The organism is Streptomyces sp. NPDC048516 (genome assembly GCF_043199875.1).
Lineage (GTDB): Bacteria > Actinomycetota > Actinomycetes > Streptomycetales > Streptomycetaceae > Streptomyces.
Genome location: NZ_JBICWS010000011.1, coordinates 140,097 through 157,416, shown reverse-complemented (window position 1 = coordinate 157,416; position 17,320 = coordinate 140,097). Strand labels below are relative to the sequence as shown.

Annotated in this window: 8 protein-coding genes, 1 tRNA gene and 1 pseudogene; 5 read left to right on the top strand and 5 right to left on the bottom strand. The window is 70.4% G+C overall.

The window, feature by feature from the left end:
• Positions 1 to 16: 16 nt before the first annotated feature.
• From ACGFR7_RS22730 to ACGFR7_RS22720, 3 genes are read right to left on the bottom strand one after another with little or no spacing between them, the layout of a single operon-like run.
• A complete protein-coding gene (locus ACGFR7_RS22730) occupies positions 17 to 7,483 on the bottom strand; it encodes a MupA/Atu3671 family FMN-dependent luciferase-like monooxygenase (RefSeq protein WP_393322092.1) in 7,467 nt (2,488 codons plus the stop codon).
• Positions 7,480 to 10,803 carry a type I polyketide synthase gene (locus ACGFR7_RS22725; RefSeq protein ID WP_393322089.1) on the bottom strand — a complete coding sequence of 1,108 codons (3,324 nt, stop codon included), beginning with the start codon at positions 10,801 to 10,803 and terminating at the stop codon, positions 7,480 to 7,482. Before ACGFR7_RS22725 ends, ACGFR7_RS22730 begins: the two co-directional genes overlap by 4 nt.
• Positions 10,800 to 12,068, bottom strand: coding sequence for an MFS transporter (locus tag ACGFR7_RS22720; RefSeq protein ID WP_393322086.1), 1,269 nt, complete (start codon positions 12,066 to 12,068; stop codon positions 10,800 to 10,802). The genes ACGFR7_RS22725 and ACGFR7_RS22720 overlap by 4 nt, the downstream gene beginning before the upstream one ends.
• A 724-nt stretch (positions 12,069 to 12,792) precedes the next feature.
• On the opposite strand from ACGFR7_RS22720, the pseudogene ACGFR7_RS22715 reads away from it, so the two are divergent.
• Positions 12,793 to 12,930: pseudogene (locus ACGFR7_RS22715) on the top strand (IS5/IS1182 family transposase); the annotation flags it as partial.
• A 102-nt stretch (positions 12,931 to 13,032) separates the two neighbouring features.
• Here the strand turns inward: ACGFR7_RS22715 and ACGFR7_RS22710 are convergent.
• Positions 13,033 to 13,117: transfer RNA gene (locus ACGFR7_RS22710), tRNA-Leu, on the bottom strand.
• A gap of 384 nt (positions 13,118 to 13,501) precedes the next feature.
• On the opposite strand from ACGFR7_RS22710, the gene ACGFR7_RS22705 reads away from it, so the two are divergent.
• The 3 genes from ACGFR7_RS22705 to ACGFR7_RS22695 all read left to right on the top strand — a co-directional run bounded on the left by ACGFR7_RS22705 (position 13,502) and on the right by ACGFR7_RS22695 (position 16,144).
• Positions 13,502 to 14,827 (top strand): M20/M25/M40 family metallo-hydrolase, encoded by a 1,326-nt coding sequence (locus ACGFR7_RS22705; RefSeq protein WP_393322083.1) that lies wholly within the window; start codon positions 13,502 to 13,504, stop codon positions 14,825 to 14,827.
• 142 nt (positions 14,828 to 14,969) lie between these two features.
• Positions 14,970 to 15,203, top strand: a complete 234-nt coding sequence (locus ACGFR7_RS22700) for a chaplin (protein ID WP_393322080.1) — start codon at positions 14,970 to 14,972, stop codon at positions 15,201 to 15,203.
• Positions 15,204 to 15,376: 173 nt separating this feature from the next.
• On the top strand, positions 15,377 to 16,144 hold the full coding sequence (locus ACGFR7_RS22695) for a chaplin family protein (protein ID WP_393322077.1): 768 nt from the start codon (positions 15,377 to 15,379) through the stop codon (positions 16,142 to 16,144).
• Positions 16,145 to 16,229: 85 nt separating this feature from the next.
• Here ACGFR7_RS22695 and ACGFR7_RS22690 read toward each other — a convergent pair whose 3' ends face one another.
• Entirely contained in the window at positions 16,230 to 16,418 is a 189-nt protein-coding gene (locus ACGFR7_RS22690) for a DUF5703 family protein (protein WP_006607658.1), read from the bottom strand.
• A 47-nt stretch (positions 16,419 to 16,465) separates the two neighbouring features.
• On the opposite strand from ACGFR7_RS22690, the gene ACGFR7_RS22685 reads away from it, so the two are divergent.
• Positions 16,466 to 17,134: a hypothetical protein gene (locus tag ACGFR7_RS22685; protein WP_393322074.1), complete on the top strand. Its 669-nt coding sequence runs from the start codon at positions 16,466 to 16,468 to the stop codon at positions 17,132 to 17,134.
• The last annotated feature ends 186 nt before the right edge of the window (positions 17,135 to 17,320 follow it).

Sequence of the window (17,320 nt, the reverse complement as noted above, 5' to 3'; positions counted from 1 at the left end):
CCCCGACCCCGGTCCTTCAGCCGCCCTGCGCTTGCCGAACCTCCTTCCGCAGGAGCTCGACGTAGTCACGGGCCCACCCCTCGATGGTCGCGCGGTCCCACAGGTCGGCCGAGTACTCCATGAAACCCGCGAGTACGTCCCCGGTGGGCACGAGCGCGAGGGTGAGGTCTGTCCGGGATGCGGCCGGGGCAAGATCCTCGACGGTCGTGGTCAGCCCCGGTAGCTCGATGCCGGTATCCAGCGAGCTCTGGTAGGCGAAGCCGACGGCCAGCTGGTCCGGCATAGGGATGCCCTTTCGCTCCCGCATCACCGGGGCGATCCGGCGTACCGGCATGACCTGATCGATGCACTCCACCGTGGTACGGGCGACCTGGTCCGTCAGGGCAGCGAAGGGACCGGCCGCGCCCTTGCGCACCCGCAGCGCGAACCCCGTGGTCGTACAGGCCACGAGCGACTCGAAGTCGCGGCGCTCACGGTTGGCGTAGGAAATGTTGAACAGGACGTCCGGCTGCCCGGACTTCCGCGACAGCATCCGGCCCAGGGCCGCTGCGGTGACCACGAACGGGGTCGTGCGCCGCTGCCTGGCCAGCTGCTCCACGGCGCAACGCACCTCGGCCGGCACGGTGAACATCACCATCCCGCCCTGCCCGCTCGCGGTCGCCGAGCGTGGCCGGTCGAGCGGCAGGTCGACTCCGAAGGGCACGCCGTCCAACTGGCGCAGCCAGAACTCCAGTTTCCGCTCGTCGGCGGCTGCGTCGGCGTGGTCGCGCTGCCACCGCGCGTACGGGATGGGCTGATAGGGCACGGGTGTCAGGGTGTGGGGGATATCCGTCATGGCCGCGGTGTAGAGCGCGGCCAGTTCTTTCAGCAGCAGGCTGACGGACCACCCGTCGCACAGGGCGTGGTGCAGGACGAACAGCAGCACCCAGGTCTTCTCACCGGTGTGCAGCAGGCGAAGGGCCAGCGGAATTCCGTCGGTGGGGTCGAGGGGCGTCTCCACGGCCTCGGCACCGGCGCGTTCCGAGGCGGCATCCCGCTCCTGCGGAGGCCGGGCGGTGAGGTCCTCGACGGGGAGGTCCACCGGCCGGGGACGCAGCACCTCCTGCCGCCAGCCTTCGCCGTCCTTGGCAAGGCGGGTCCGCAGGCCCTCGTGCCGTTCTGTGAGCCGGGTCAGTGCGGTGCGCAGCGCCGCCACGTCCAGGGCCCCGGAGAAGGTGATCCGCATGGCGACGTTGAAGACTTGCGGAAGAGGGTGACGGGCGTGAACCGAGGCGAAGCGCGCCTGCTGCTCGGTAGCGGGCGCCCGGCGTTCGACGGCGGTCCCGTGGTCGGCTCGGGGCGGTCCGGCTTCTCCTGCTTCCCCGGTGAGATAGGACGTCATGGCCCGCAGCGTCGGCTCCTGGTAGAACCGCACCATGGGGTACTCGGTGCCGAATTCCTCCCGGACCCGGTTGACCAGCCGCATCACGGTGATCGAGTGGCCGCCCAGGTCGAAGAACGAGGCGTCTGCCCCGAGGCCGTCGGCGTCGAGGGCGAACTCGGCTGCCCAGAGCTCCCGTACCCGCCGCTCGATGGTGGTGCGGGGGCCGGGCCCGTTGCCTGTGCCGGGGCCGGCTTCCGCCTCCTCACCGGTGGCACGTCGCTCCCGTTGCGGTGCCGCGGCGACGAGGTCGGGCGGCGACAGCTTCGAGCGGTCCAGCTTGCCGTTGCCCGTCAGGGGCAGCCCGGTGAGGACTCGCCAGGCGCGCGGCACGAAATACTCGGGCAGCCGGGCCGCCAGTTCGTCGGCCATGAGGTCGGCGAACGCCTGCCGGTCGTCGGCGGCTTCGCCGACCGGGTCGGCGGGGACGGCGTAGGCGGCGAGATAGGCCTCGTCCCGTTCGTTGCGGCGGGTCAGCACGGCCGCCTCGCGCACGCCGTCCAGGCTGTTGAGTACGCGGGAGACTTCCTCCGGCTCGATCCGGAAACCGCGGATCTTCACCTGGTCGTCGGTCCGGCCGCGGAACTCGAGCTTTCCCTCCGTCGTCCAGCGCACCAGGTCGCCCGTGCGGTACAGGCGGGCGGCCGGGCCACCCTCCGGGTCCGGCAGGAAGCGCTCTTCGGTGGATCCGGGCCGGTGCAGGTAGCCGAGGGTCACACCCGGGCCGCCGACGAACAACTCCCCCACGGTCCCGACCGGCACCGGGCTCCCCGACTCGTCGACGACGCGCAGGCGCACATTGTCGACCGGGCGGCCGATGGCGATCGCCCCGTCAGCCGGGGGAGAGCCCTGAGGGGCCACGGTCTCCACCGTGCACAGCACCGTGACCTCGGTGGGCCCGTACACGTTCACCGTCTCGTACGGTGCCTCGGGCCGTGGGCGGGTGCGCAACACGTCACCACCGAGCAGCAGCTGGCGCAGTGGCGGCTGGTTGCCGGGCGGTAGCTGCAGCACCGCTTCGCCCAGCGCCGTGGGCAGGATGGAGAAGGTGACGCCCTGCCCGGCGTACCACCGGGAGAGGGCGAGCGGGTCCTTGCGGACCGCCTCGTCGGCGATCGTGACCGAGGCGCCCGCGGTCAGTGCCGGCCAGATCTCCAGGATCGAGGCGTCAAAGCTCTGGCTGCAGACGACGGCGCTGCGGTCGGCTGTGGTGAAGGCGAAGCGCCGGTGGTGCCACCGGCACAGGTCGACGATGCTGCGGTGTGGCACCGCGACGCCCTTGGGTGTGCCGGTGCTGCCGGAGGTATAGAGGACGCAGCACAGGGACTCGCGGTCCGTGGTGGCCGCGGCGTCACGGGGCCGGCGCGAAGTGGCGTCGGGTGCCACGGTGGTCAGTCCGCCGGGCAGCGCCAGTGCGGCCGCCTCGGCTCGCGTGGACACCACGATCCGGGCCCCGGACTCGGCGATCACCTGCTGGGCGCGCGCCCGGCCGAGGGAGGGGTCGAGCGGCACGTATGCGCGGCCCGACTTGAGTACCGCGAGCATGGCTACGACGAGATCGGCGGAGCGTGGCAGCCACAGGGCCACCACGTCACCGGTGCTGCCCTGCGCGTGCTGCTCCTGGAGCACGGCGGCCAACTGCTCGGCGCGCTCGTCCAGTTCACGGTAGGTCAGCACGGTGTCGCCGCTGATGACCGCCGTGCGGCCCGGGACCGCGGCCGCCTGCCGGGCCACCAGCTCGTGCACAGCGGTGTCCGGCGACGTACGGGAGGGGCCGCGCTGCCAGGACTCCGGTACGGGCTCCCCGCAGGCGGCCGCTGCGGCAAGCCGGGACAGCGGTGCCTCGGGGGTGTCGACCGCCGCCGCGAGCAGGTCCCGGAAGGTGGTGAAGAACCGCTCGACGGTGTCCGGATCGAACAGGTCGGTGTTGTACTCCAGGTGGCAGCGGATGCCCTGGGGCTGGTCGGTGAAGTAAAGGGTGAGATCCGTCAGGGCCTTGTCCGGACCGGCGTCCAGGGGCGTGGCCGCGATGCCGGGCAGCTCGAAGCGGAACGGTTCGCTGCGCTGGAACTCGGCGAGCACCTGGAACACCGGAGTACGGTCCACCACCCGTGGCAGGGCGAGCTCGCGGACCACCGTCTCGAACGCCACGCCGGCGTGGTCGTAGGCGTCGAGAGCGACGGTACGCACACGGTCCAGCAGCCCGCCGAACCCAGGATCGCCGGACAGGTCGAAGCGCAGCGCAAGGGTGTTGACGAAGAATCCGAGCAGGTCCTCGGCCCGCTGAGGCCGGTCGGAGACCGGCACGCCGATGACGATGTCCTCCTGACCGGTGACCCGGTGCAGCATCGCCGCGTACCCGGCGAGCAGGGTCATGAACAGGGTGCTCCGGTGCTGACGGCTCAGTTCCCGTAGCTGCCGGGAGAGTCCGGGATCGAGGGTGCGGAAGACCGCCCGGCCGTTGGATGTCATCGTTGCGGGGCGCGGCCGGTCGGTGGGCAGGTCCAATACGGGCAGCTCACCGCCGAGCGCATGGAGCCAGTAGCCCAGGTCCTCGGCGGCCTTGGGGCTGTCCGCGGACGCCGCCTGCTCGCTTGCGTGATCGGCGTAGCTCCAGGCCATCGTCGGCAGACCGGGGGAAGTCCCGTCGAGTTCGGCGCGGTAAAGGGCGGACAGGTCGCGGGCCAGGACGGTGGCGGAGGCCGCGTCGACCACGATGTGGTGGAGGGAGAGGACGAGGACGTGCTCCTCGTCAGCGACTCTGATCAGACGGCTGACGAACAGCGGACCGGCCGCCAGATCGAAACGACGGGCGCTCTCCGCCGCCAGGACCTCCTGGACCGCGGCCTTTGGACCGCTGGTGCCGTCCACGACCTCGAAGTCCGGCCGGGCCGATGCCCGCACCACCTGCCGCGGCTCACCTCCCGTCTCCCGGAAGACGGTGCGCAGCCCCTCGTGGCGGGCGATGAGGCCGTGCAGAGCCGCGCGCAGAGCAGGCACGTCGAGCGGGCCCTCGAAGCGGATCGCCTTGACCTCGTTGTAGGCGGTACGCCCCGGGAGCAGCCGCTCCAGGAACCAGATCCGCTCCTGGCCCGGCGAGAGCGGCGCGTCACCAGGAGTGTCACCAGGCGCGTCACCAGGCACGGGTGCGGGGGCGGCCGGCCCGGCGGCGGCAGCGGTCGGCGTGGAGGCTGCCCGGGCAGCGGGCTTCTTCGGGTTCTCCAGGTAGCGACGGCGCAACGCGGCGATGTGGGGGAGGCCCGCGCGTAGCGCGTCCGGCGCGACACCGAAGTCGACCAGTGTGACGATCTCGTCGGCGCCCGCCGTGGTCACCGCGTCCACCACCGGGCCGACGCTGTCCACCGTACCGATCAGGGCCCGCTGGTCGCAGTAGCGGCCGTACGCGCGGCGGAACACCGTTTCCAGGTCGTCCTCGCTGAGGGCGGCGAGGTCGACGCTGTGCCCGAGGCTGTTGGTGACGCCGCTGAACAGTGACAGGGACGCGCGCATGTAGCGGGACAGCGGTTCGTACGCCCCGGTCCGCGCGGTGCCGTGGTCTGCCGCGAGGTAGGTGTGCAGCAGGACGGCCACCCGGCCGGCGTCCGGATCCAGGCCGTGCCGGGCGCGGGCGCGGCGGTAGCGGGTGATGTTCTCCTGGAGCTGTTCGACGCTCTGCGTCATCAGGTTGGTGACGATGCCCAGGTCGTGGCGGGCGGCGCGCTCGTACGACTCCGGGTTGCCGACCACCGCGGTGTACATGGGCGGGACGTCCTGCACGGGCCGGGGGAAGAGCCGCACCTCGCCCTCGCCGTCACCGGTGGTGCGCCGTAGCGCCGCACCGCGCCAGAAGTCCCGCACCCGCTCCACCTGTTCGTACATCACCTCCTTGTGCCGGCCGAAGCGGTCGGGGAAGAAGACGAAGTCCTGGGCGTTCCAGCCGCTGGCAACGCCGATGCCGATACGCCCGCCGGAGAGGTTGTCGACCATCGACCACTCCTCCGCCACCCGGATCGGGTCGTGGAGCGGCAGCACCACGGAGCCGGCGTTGAGCCGGATGCGCTCGGTCTCACGGGACAGCGCGGCGGCGAGCACCGCCGGGTTGGGGAAGAGGCCGCCGAAGGAGTGAAAGTGGCGCTCGGGCATCCACAGCGCGTGGAAGCCGTGCCGGTCGGCGAAGCGGGCCGTCTCCATGAGGAGTTCGTACTTGCCGTGCCGGGGCGTGGCGGCGTCCTGTGGGTAGTCGCCGAAGAAGTAGACGCTGAAGTCGGGGGTGCGGGGAGCGGGCCCGCTCGCGGGGGACGGGCGGGGTGCGGTGGCCGCAGCGGTGTTCCGGGGCATGGCGGCCGCCGCGGCGGATGCCGCTGTGGGTGCGGCCGGCTCCGGTGCCACTGCCCTCGGAACCACTGCCCTCGGAACCACTGCCTTCGGAACCACTGCCTTCGGAACCACTGCCTTCGGAACCACTGCCTTCGGAACCACTGCCTTCGGAACCACTGCCTTCGGAACCACCGTCTTCGGGGCCGTGGGCCGGCTGCTCGGGAAGAAGCCCGCCGACCGCAGCTCGCGCAGCGAGCCCCGCACGGCATCCGCGATGAACTCGATATCGCCGTCCGAGTGGGCGGTGGACAGGAAGAAGTTGCGCCACTCCCAGACATGCACACCGCGCAGCATCAGGTGGTGGTAGAGGAGCTCCATGTCGGCGTGGTGCTCGAAACGGAACTGGGAGCCGAAGTGGCTCATCCGCAGGGGGAACTCCTCGGCCTCGAAGAAGCCGTTGAGCGTGGCGGCCAGTTCGGCGGTACGCGCGTTGAGCTGTTCCTGCAGGCGCGGGCTGTGCTCTTTGAGGTGTGTGAGCACGGCGCGCGCGGCGACCATCGAGACCGGGTGCTGGAGGTACGTACCGCCGAAGAAAGTGGTGTCAGCGGGCGGGTAACTGCCGTCGCCGTACGTCCAGTAGCCGCCGTCGACGCCGTTCATGATGTCGGCGCGGCCCGCGATGGCTCCGATGGGGAAGCCGCCGCCGAGCAGCTTTCCGTAGGTGGCGAGGTCCGGGCTGACGCCGTACAGCTCCTGCGCCCCGCGCGGCGCCGGGCGGAAGCCGGTCAGCATCTCGTCGAACATCAGCACGATGCCGTGGCGGCGGGTCAGCTCGCGCAGCTTGCGCACGAACTCGGCGGGCTGCAAAGAGGGGTGTCTGCTCTGCACCGGCTCCACCACCACCACGGCGATCTCCGCGGCCTGCTGCTCGATCGCCTCCAGGGCTGCGTCGCTGCCGTAATCGAGCACCAGCAGATCGGAGACAGCACTGTGCGGGATACCGCGGGAGACGGGCATGGTGGCCCGCTCCGTCCCTGTGCCCGAGGGACGGCCGAGGACGTTGTCGGCATGGCCGTGATACGCGCCCAGGAAGGTGACGATCTTGCCTCGGCCCGTGGCCGCGCGGGCCAGGCGGATGGCTGCGGAGTTGGCTTCCGTACCGGAGTTGGCGAATGCCACCCGCTCCAGGCCGGTCAGCTCGGCCAGTAACTCGGCCGCCTCACCTGTCTCGGTGTTGCGGGGGCCGAGCTGGATGCCCCGCGACAGGTGCTCACGGACAGCCTCGCTGACGAAGGCCGGCTCGTGGCCGAAGAGCAGCACGCCGAAGCCCATGGTGATGTCGACGTACTCGTTGCCGTCGACGTCCTCCAGCCGCGCCCCGCTCGCCCGGCGGCTCGCAAGGGGGTAGAGCATTTCCTTGGTGCTGCTGCGGAAGCCGACGACGGCACGGCTGTCGGCCAGAACACGGCGGTAGCGCTGCGCGATCCCTTTCGATGTCGGGGTCCTGGCGGTGTAGCGGCGTACGAGGTCGTCCAGATGCTGCTGCTGGGAACGCGGGGAGGTGTCCTGGATCATGCCGGAGGCACGCGGGACGGTCACCCGGGGGCCGTGCATGCGGTGCGGCTCAGCAGGTCGCTCCACGGCGGGTGCCCCGGCGCCCATCTGCTCGGCGATGCGCCGCGAGAGTTCGGCCATGGCCGCCAGGTCCTGGTCAAGGGCGGCACGGACGCCGTTCAGCCCGGTCACTCGGCTGCCTTGCCGTTGACCCCGAGCGTCGCCGAAGCAGCCTGGAGCGCGAGCAACTGGGAGAGCTGGGACATCATCTGCAGCTGTATTTGCGATATCTGGTGAAGCTTGTGGGCGAGGTCTTCCAGCTCCTGGCGAGTGGCGTACCCGCCAGCGGTGGCGACGGGCGCGGGCTCCGGAGCGGACAGGGCGTGGGGGGCCACCGGCTCCTGCACGGCGGGGGAGCGCCGGTCGGCGGGCTCCGGATCCCAGGCCCGCTCCGCCACGGGCTCCGGCTCCCAGGTCCGCTCCGTCACGGGCTCCGGATCCCAGGCCCGCTCCGCCACGGGCTCCGGCGCCGCCGTCTTCGCTCCAGGAAGCCGGTCGGCGATGAGCTTCGCCAGCAGGCCCGGCGTGCCCGTCTCCTCGAACAGCTCTCGCATCGTCACCTTGACCTGGTGCTCCTGCTCCAGTTCGCGCAGCACGCTGATCATCTGCAAGGAGTCAGCGCCGAGGGCGAAGAAGGAGGTCTCGCTGGTGATGGCCGATGGATCATGGCTGAGGTGCCGCGCCGTCGACTCGGTGATGCTTCGGCGTATGCGCTCGATCACTGCCTCGTGCTGTGCCACTGCGGCTCCATATGTCGGTGGTGTTCCGGCGGGCAGGACCGGCAACTCCGGCTCTGTCCAGTGGGCTTTGTGCTGGAATCGGTATCCGGGCAGCGGTATCCTCCGGCCCCCGCAGCCCGCCAGGAGCGCACGCCAGTTGATGTCCGCTCCCGCGCAGTGCAACTCGGCCGCCGCGCCCCAGAGCGCGCCTAGCGCGGTGCCACGCCGCATGGACGGCAACGACCGCACGCTCGGCAGCGCCCGGCGTGCCAGGCCGCTGAGGGTGGTGTGCGGTCCGATCTCCAGCAGCACGTCGGGCTGGTGCCGACCGATCTCGCGCAGTGCCTTGTCGAAGCGGACCGGCTCACGGGTGTGCCGGATGAGGTATTCGGCGTCCGGGGCCCACCCGGGCGGGCGTGTCATGCCGTCGAGCCCGCTGACGAACGGGATGCGCAGCGGCCGGAAGGCCACCTCGCCGAGGACCGTCCGGAATTCTTCCAGCATGGGCTCCATCAAGGCCGTGTGGAAGGCGCGCGCCACGGGCAGCCGCTCGCCCGGTATGCCGCGCTCGTCGAGCAGGGCGTCCAGCCGGTCCACGGCCGTGGCGGGCCCGGCGAGCACCCTTGCCCGCTCCCCGTTCGTCACGGACAGCTCCAGGCCCGGCACCTCGGCAGCCAGGGCATGGGCAGCCTCCCGGTCGAGCGCTACCGCGGTCATCGCACCGGGCAAACAGCGCTGCTGCATCAGCCGGCCGCGCATGGCGGTGACGCGAAGACCGTCATCGAGCGACAGGGCTCCGGCCGCGTAGAGCGCCGCGTACTCGCCGACGCTGTGCCCGGCCACGAAATCCGGAGCGATACCGGCGTCGCGCCACAGCTGGACGAGGGCGCACTGCAGCGCGAACAGGGCAGGCTGCGCGGTGTCGGTGTGCCACAGCCCGCCCGTTGGCGAGCCGTTCCCGAGCAGCCCGGTGAACAGGGAGCCGCCGGTGAGGTCGCGGTAACGGCGCTCACCGGTGTCGAGCACGCTGCGTACGGTGGGAAAGCGCTCGTACAGAGCGGTGGCCATGCCGGGGTAGGGGCCGGCCTGCCCGGCGAACTGGAAGGCAACGCGGGCGGAGCCTTGTGGCAGTGGCGTTCCCGTCGTCACCGCTGCCGGGTGGGTGCCGGTCAGCCATGCGTCGAGGGCGTCGGCGAGAGCGACCGGGGTCGCGCCCCGGGCAGCGAGCCGGTGCCGGCCGTGGACGCGGCCGAGGGCGGTGGTGGTGACGAGGTCCGCCAGGGGTGTGCCGGGCTCCTGCCGCAGGCGGTCGCGCAAGGCGCCGGCGTTGGCGGCCAGGGCCTGCTTGGTGCTCCCCGAGACCAGGAGTACGTCCGGCGCAGCGGCGGTGCCGGACCGTGGCGTGGGCTCGGGGGCCTGTTCGAGGACGAGGTGGACGTTGGTGCCGCCGACACCGAGGGAGGAGAGGCCCGCACGGCGCGGGGTGTCGCTCTCCGGCCACGGTCGGGCGGTCCGGGGAATGTAGAACGGGCTGCGGTCCAGACCGAGGGCGGGGTTGGGCTTGCTGAAGTTCGCCATCGGCGGGATGACGCCGTGCTTCAGGACCAGGAGGGTCTTGATCAGTCCGGCCACTCCGGAGGCCGCGTCGAGATGGCCGATGTTGGCCTTGGCCGAGCCGAGGGCGCAGTAGCCGGTGCGGTCGGTGTCCTCGCGGTACGCGGTGGTGGCGCCGTCGAATTCGATCGGGTCACCCTTGTGTGTGCCGGTGCCGTGGGTCTCCAGGTAGCCCATGGTCTCCGCGCCGACACCCGCACGCTCCAGCGCCTGGCGAATGGAGGTGCGCTGGCCCTGGGCGCTGGGGGCGGGGAACGCCTTCTTGCCGGCACCGTCGTTGCCGATGCCCCAGCCGCGGATGACGCCATGGATGGTGTCGCCATCGGCGACGGCCCGCGCCAGCCGTTTCAGCACGACGGCCACCACCCCCGTACCGCCGACCGTCCCGTCCGCGTCGGCGTCGAAGGGCCGCAGGTAACCGGACCTGGAGAGAATCGAGCCCTTGACGTAGCGATAACCGAGTACTTGCGGCGCATGGACGGCGGCCGCGCCGGCGAGGGCTATGTCGCAGTCGCCCATGAGCAGCGACTGAGCGGCGAGTTGCACTCCGGCCAGGGAACTCGAACACCCGCTCTGCACGTTGAGGGCCGGTCCGGTGAGACCGAGCCGGTAGGCGACGCGAGTGGCCGTGAAATCGCTGTAGTTGCCGATCGTGATCTGCATCCCCGCCATCCAGTCACCGACGGGCTTGCCGGGCAGCACGTTGTTGAGCAGGTAGTTCTGCAGGCCGTACAGGTGGTAGCCCGTACTGGCGTAGACACCCACACGGTGGCCGTCCCGCTCGTCCGGGTATCCGGCGTTCTCCAGGGCGTGCTGGGCGCACTCCAGGAACATGCGCTGCTGAGGGTCGGTGAGCTGGGCCTCGCGCGCGCTCATCCCGAAGTGCGCGGCGTCGAATCCGGCGATGTCATCCACCACACCGGACGCGCCGACGAAATCCGCCGCCCGGTACTGCTCAGCGGGAATACCGGCGGCAGCCAGCTCTTCTTCCGTGAACCGGGTGATGCGGTCCGTGCCGTCGCGGATGATGCGCCAGAACTCCTCGGGAGTGCCGGCGCCGGGCAGCCGGAAGGCCATGCCGATGACTGCCATGCGAGGGTCGGGGTTGCGTATCGTCATCGGCTGCGTCCCTCCGCCGCTGCCGGCAGGTCCGGGCTGACCGGTTCCTCCGTGCGCCGGGCGGCCGGGCCGGCCCGTCGCGTGCTCACCAGGAGCAGGACCGCGCACAGGACGATGGCAAGGCCGTGGAAGGACGCCACCACCTGCAGCGGCGAGAAGGTCTCCAGCAGCGCCCCGCTGACGAGCATCCCCAGACCGAAGCCGGCGTTCTCGGCCGAGGCGGAGAGCCCGAAGAGGCGACCGCGCTGCTCGTCAGGGGCGGCTTGCAGCCTCGTGACGTACACGGTCTCGGTGAATCCGTCGGCGGCCCCCGCGATGAGCGCGGCGGTGATGGCCGGCACGGTGGGAAGCCCGCAGAACACCACGATGAAGCCCGCCGACATCACACATGCCCCGAGCGCGAACGCCTGCTCGCCCGGCGTCCGGCCGGTCCTCTTGGCGACCCGGCCGAACAGTTGCTGAGCCACGATGTTGCCGATCGCCCAGGTGGCCCAGAACTGGCTGATGAAGGTGGCCGGATGGCCGGGGTCCAGGCCGTGGGAATAGAGGGGTAAGGCAATGTTGTGGGAAGAGGAGCCCAGCCCGTCCACCGCTCGTACTGCGATCATCACCATCAGCAGCGGGGCCGTCCGCAGCAGTATCCGGACAGTCCACGCCGTGGCGGGAGAGGCATGCTCCGCACCGCCTTCGGTGGCTGCTGCCGGCGCCTTTGCCCTGGTCTGTACGGGCAGCAGGAACATGATCGTCGCAGAGATCACGAAGGTCACGGCGTCCAGCGCGAACGCCGTGGAGTAGCCGTACCGCGCCACCACCACGCCCGACGAGGCGAAACCGACGATCATGGCCAGCGACCGGCCGACGACCAACAGACCGTTGGCGCGTGCCCGGTGCTCGCTGCCGACGATCTCCGGAATGCTGCTGCGCAGAGCCACTTGTGAGAGCGTCGAGCAACCGCCGGTGACCACGGCGAGGAAGTAGAGCAGCGTGGCGCGCGTCCCCTCAGGGGCGAGCAGCAGGGTCAGCAGCGAGATGGCCTGGCAGAGGTCGGCGCCGACCATCAGGCGCTTGCGGTCGTAAGCCGCGACGAGCCGGCCGCTCACAAAGCCCGACGCGAAGCTGGTCGCCAGGCGTACGGCCATGAAGAGTCCCGCGGCTAACGCGCTGCCCGTGACGTCGTAGATGAAGACGTTCAGGGCCACCAAATTCAGGTAACTGCCGTACGCCGATATTCCATTCCCGACGACAAGCAGACGGAAATATCCCATTCACGTTTCCTCTGTTCTGCTGAAAGCCGTGAACCGATGAATTGAGGCGGAACGGTCTGCTCTCCTCGTCACGGGCCAAGGTGATCGAAAAGGGAGCGCACGTCTCGATGGGGGAGATGATTTGGGTCTAACGCAGCGGCATATGATGCATTGCCGATTCCCCGAGCTGCTGAACTCCCAGGTCAAGTGGCGTGTGCATGGTTCCTGTACCTGGCTCGAACCGCAACCTGTGCGCGTGTCCCGAGGTCTCTCAGGGCATCTCCTGTCGCCAACTCCCGCATCATTCCCCGATACTTCACCGTGCCGTCCACGGAGTGCCGGAATCATGGCACCCGAAATCCCCGCTGAACCGGCCGGTATCAACGCTCGCATCGAGTCATCAATGCCGCAGGCTTATATCCGCCCGGCTCAAGGCGGTAACAGAGGGCCCCGAGTGGCTGCTCATTCACCAGTCAAGCATGCGCGCCCCTACTGATCAACCCTTCTGGGCAGCCGTGCTGGAATCCGGTCGAGTTCCGGCGATCTTAGGACGCATTCCCTTTTGCCGAGACGGATACCGGGCCGGGAAAAGGGGAATTGGATTGCCCCGCTCCGCTTCACGCCTCCGGGGCCGCACCCGCTCCACAGGAGCTCCGGGAATACCCGCCTCTCGCCCTGCGGATCGGCCCGCGGCACGAAGGGGTGACTGCGGCCGCCGCGCACGGGGCATCCGTTCGCGAGGTGCCCGACGCTCGCGCTCCCGCCCCGCCAGCGGTTCCGTATGGACACCGTGCTGATCGTGGGCGGCACCCTGGCCCCCACCCGCGACCACACCACCGCCGAGCAGTCGAAGGGCTACCGGTGCTCCACCGGCCACCTGGTCGCCTCGACGCCGACCCCGGCTGGTCGTCGCGGCCACCCGCATCGCTGCCCCGGAAACACCGAACGGGCGGCATCGCCATCGCGATGCCGCCCGCTCCGTCAGTGTCCGAGGGGGGACTTGAACCCCCACGCCCGATAAAGGGCACTAGCACCTCAAGCTAGCGCGTCTGCCATTCCGCCACCCGGACAAGGTGTCTGCCGGTGCGGCCTGGGCCGTTCCGACGAGGAAAACAATAGCAAACGTTCGAGGGTGGTCGATCACCCCTGCATTCGGCCGGAAGCTGGGCTGTGACCAGGGCATGTCGGGAGTATTGCGGCCTTGGGCACAGCGGGCGACGGGTGGAGGATGGCAGTGGACCCCGCCGTGGGCCGTGCTCCCCGGGGTGCGCGACGCGGCCGTGAAGCCAGAGGAGGCACTGTGAGCGAGCTCCGCGAGCGAACCATGGAGAGGTGCGAGCCCCGCGAATGCGGGGCCGAGCGAAGCGAGGGGGCGGCATGAGCGAGCTCCGCGAGCGAACCATGGAGAGGTGCGTGCCCCGCGAATGCGGGGCCGGGCGAAGCGAGGGGGCGGCATGAGCGGGTCGCAGTCGGGCCGTACGGTGACCGGTGAGGACGAGGTCGTCGACCTGTGCCGGGATCTGATCAGGATGGACACCAGCAACTACGGCGATCACTCGGGGCCGGGGGAGCGGGTCGCCGCCGAATACGTCGCGGAGAAGCTTGCCGAGGTCGGCCTGGAGCCGCAGATCTTCGAGTCCCACAAGGGCCGCGCCTCGACCGTCGCCCGGATCGAGGGCGAGGACCGCTCGCGGCCCGGGCTGCTCATCCACGGGCACACCGACGTGGTGCCGGCCAACGCCGACGACTGGACCCACCACCCGTTCTCCGGGGAGATCGCCGACGGCTGCGTCTGGGGCCGGGGCGCGGTCGACATGAAGGACATGGACGCGATGACGCTGGCCGTCGTCCGTGACCGGCTGCGCACCGGGCGCAAGCCGCCGCGGGACATCGTGCTGGCGTTCCTCGCGGACGAGGAGGCGGGCGGCACCTACGGCGCGCGCTGGCTCGTCGACCACCACCCGCATCTCTTCGAGGGCGTCACGGAAGCGATCAGCGAGGTCGGCGGCTTCTCCTTCACCGTCAACGAGCGGGTGCGGCTCTACCTCATCGAGACGGCCCAGAAGGGCATGCACTGGATGAAGCTGACGGTGGACGGCAACGCCGGTCACGGTTCGATGATCCACAAGGACAATGCGATCACCGAACTGTCCGAGGCGGTCGGCAGGTTGGGCCGGCACGAGTTCCCCGTGCGCGTGACCAAGACGCTGCGCTCCTTCCTCGACCAGCTCGGGGACGCACTGGGCACCGAGCTCGACCCCGAGAACATGGACGCCACGCTGGCCAAGCTCGGTGGTATCGCCAAGCTGATCGGGGCCTCGCTCAAGAACACCGCCAACCCGACGCAGCTGGGCGCCGGCTACAAGGTCAACGTCATCCCGGGGCAGGCCACCGCTCATGTCGACGGCCGTTTCCTGCCGGGCCACGAGGAGGAGTTCCTGGCCGACCTGGACCGGATCCTGGGCCCGCGGGTGAAGCGGGAGGACGTGCACGCGGACAAGGCGCTGGAGACCACCTTCGACGGTGCGCTGGTCGAGGCGATGCAGTCGGCGCTGCAGGCCGAGGACCCGATCGCGCGCGCCGTGCCGTACATGCTCTCCGCCGGTACGGACGCCAAGTCCTTCGACGATCTGGGGATCCGCGGATTCGGCTTCGCCCCGCTCAAACTGCCGCCCGAGCTGGACTTCGCAGGGATGTTCCACGGTGTGGACGAGCGAGTGCCGGTGGACGGACTGAAGTTCGGGGTGCGGGTGCTCGACCGGTTCATCGACCAGAGCTGAATTCGGCGCGGATTACCTGCCTTTCGCGCCGGCTTCGCTGAAAAGGGTGAATGCGCCGATGTGTTCGTAGCTTCAACAGCATTTTTCTCGTTGCAGTGAGTGCGGTCCGCGGCTGGGATCGTATTGCCTACAAGGAGGAATAATGATCAAGAAGGTCGTCGCCGCTGCGGCAGTGGCCGGTGGTGTCGTGCTCGCCGGTGCGGGCCTGGCCGTCGCTGACTCGGGTGCCCAGGGTGCTGCCCTGAACTCTCCTGGTGTGGTCTCCGGCAACACCGTCCAGGTGCCGGTACACGTTCCGGTGAACGCCTGCGGCAACACGGTCTCCGTGATCGGGCTGCTGAACCCCGCGTTCGGCGCGGGCTGCGTCAACAAGTGACCTTCTGGCGTCCTTTGGCGTTGTATTTGCACCCGGTAAGGGGCTGACTCGGTCCGGCTCCGGAAGGCGCACCATGCATTCCGGAGCCGCTGGGTATTCGGCGGGCCGGTGGATCTTTCCGAGGATCCTCACTTGCCCGTATTCCTGTAAGGCACTAGGCAGGGGAACAACCTATGAGACAGGTCGCACGAAAGGGCCTGATCACCATGGCGGCCGCCAGTGGCGTACTCGCCATGGCCGCCGGCTATGCACAGGCCGACGCGGGAGCCGCCGGAGGCGCGGCGAACTCGCCCGGCGTGGGATCCGGCAACAACGTTCAGGTACCGGTGCACGTACCGGTGAATGCCTGCGGCAACACCGCCAATGTCGTCGGGCTGCTGAACCCCGCGTTCGGCAACCACTGCGCCAACGTCGGCGGCGGCCGGCACGTCGGCGGACACCAGGGTGGCCACCAGGGCGGTGCGAACGCCGCCGGCGGGGCCTCGAACTCGCCGGGTGTCGCGTCGGGCAACAGTGTCCAGGCTCCGGTCGACGTACCGGTGAACGCCTGTGGCAACAATGTCTCGGGGGCCGGGCTGCTGAACCCGGCCTTCGGCAACCACTGCGCCAATGGGTCGACGCCGGCTCCGGGCAGGCCGCACCACCCGGGCAAGCCGCACCAGCCCGGTAAGCCGCATCACCCGGGCAAGCCCCACCAGCCCGGTAAGCCGCACCACCCGGGCAAGCCCCATCAGCCGGGCAAGCCCAGCCAGCAGTCGCCGCACACGCCGGGGACGAAGCCGCAGACCGGGGGGCACAGCCAGATCGTGACGCCTCCCAAGCCCGTCGGTCACCTCGCGCAGACGGGTGCCGGAGGGGTCGGCTATGCGATTCCGGCCAGCGCCGGGCTGCTGCTCGGGGGCGCCTTGATCTACCGCAAGGCGCGCGCCGCCCGTCGGTGAGCAGCACGAGATAGCGCACCGGCGCTCCACGGAGCGGGCCCTGCCCAGCGGGGCCCGCTCTGCCGTGCTCAGGCGCCGGTGGCGCTCACCATGTGGCGCGGAGCTGGCGGATGATCCGGCGGCGCAGCCGCACCTTGCGGCTCCCGTCCGGGTTCAGGCGCAGTCGGTCCAACTCCCAGTGTCCGTACTCGGCATGGTCGGTCAGCAGGCGAGTGGCGGCCTTCCGGGACACTCCCCGAGGCACGTACACATCGCAGAATTCGTATTCCGGCATCGCATCTATTGTGCGGGACCGGCCCCGGTACGGATAGCGTCTGCACTATGTCTGATGCTGCGCAGCCTTCCGCTGCCGAGGTACGTGCCGCCGCCGAGGCGGTCAAAGCCGCGCTGGACCGTCACCTCGACGCGGTCGAACGCCGCTCGGGGCAGGACGATCCGGCCGTCTACGCCGCGTTCGACGAGCTCGCCGCGGCGGCAGAGGTCTATGACGAGCTGCTGTACGACACCTACGACGAGGTCACCCCCTTCGAGATCCCCGGGAGTGACGCCCTGCCCGCCTACGCGGGCCCGGAAGGGCCGAGTGCGCTGAGTGTGCTGATCCGGCGCGATTACACCGTCGCCGAACCGCAGCGGCTGCTGCATCAGGCCCAGCGCATCGCCGACCTCGATCCGGACGCGGCCGACGAGGCGGCCGGCGGCGCCGACGCCGCCGCGGTCGTCGGTACCAGCGTGCATGCGGCGCTGGGCGTGCTCTTCGGGGAGTTCGAACCGGACGAGATCGCCTCCCGGCACAAGGAGTTCGGCCTGGAGGAGGGCGACTCCACCCTGTGGGTGGCGGCCGCCGACGACCCGGCCGAGCCGGGGGAGTGGCTGTCGGCACCGTTCGATCAGGCAGACCCCCAGCGGGTGGTGTGCCGCTTCGACGTCAGCGCGGTCTTCGACGAGGAGCTGGAAGACGACGATCTGGAAGCGCCCGACCGCGGACGGTGAGACCGGCGCGGTGGGCTTCGTCCCGCCACCGCACCCGGCCCCTCGAGCCGCTGTCCTGGCCCGCCACCGCATCCTGATCCGTGTGCACCGGCCGCCGGGCCCCGGGGGGGGGCCCCGGGGGGGGGGGGGGCCGGCGCGGCCGGGGGGGCGGCGGGGGGGGGGGGGGGGGGGGGGGGCGGGGGCCGC